This window comes from Pseudomonas sp. FW300-N2F2, assembly GCF_017351655.1.
Taxonomy (GTDB): domain Bacteria; phylum Pseudomonadota; class Gammaproteobacteria; order Pseudomonadales; family Pseudomonadaceae; genus Aquipseudomonas; species Aquipseudomonas fluorescens_AA.
The window spans coordinates 1-391 of the sequence record NZ_JACNDQ010000019.1 but is presented as its reverse complement, the minus strand read 5'-3'; the positions used below and the strand labels follow the sequence as shown (position 1 = coordinate 391).

At 59.6% G+C, this 391-nt stretch carries 1 protein-coding gene; it reads right to left on the bottom strand.

Annotated elements, in window-relative coordinates:
* A partial coding sequence (locus tag J4E63_RS30705; protein ID WP_207284223.1) for an AMP-binding protein occupies window positions 1-391 on the bottom strand: 391 nt, incomplete at both ends.

Here is a 391-nt window from a genome sequence, read left to right as displayed (position 1 = left end):
TGCCGCCCGAGGTCAACGGGGCGAAGCATTCGTAGACCGCCAGGTCGAAGTTCAGCGACGTCGAGAACAGGGTTTTCGACAACGTGGCGTCATCGAATGAACGATGGGCCCAGGTCAGGAAGTTCACCGTGTTGCGGTGTTCGATCATCACGCCTTTAGGCAGACCGGTCGAACCCGAGGTGTAGATGACATAGGCCAGGTGCGAGGAGGTCAGCGCCTTGATCTCTGGATTCAGGATCGACTCGTCCTCCCACAGCCCGCTGTCCAAATCGATCACTGGCATCGACGCGTCTGCCAGCAATTGGAGGGTCGCCTTCTGCGCCAATACCGCCGCTGGGGCGCTGTCTTCCAGCATGTAGGCAATCCGATCCAACGGATACGCCGGGTCCAA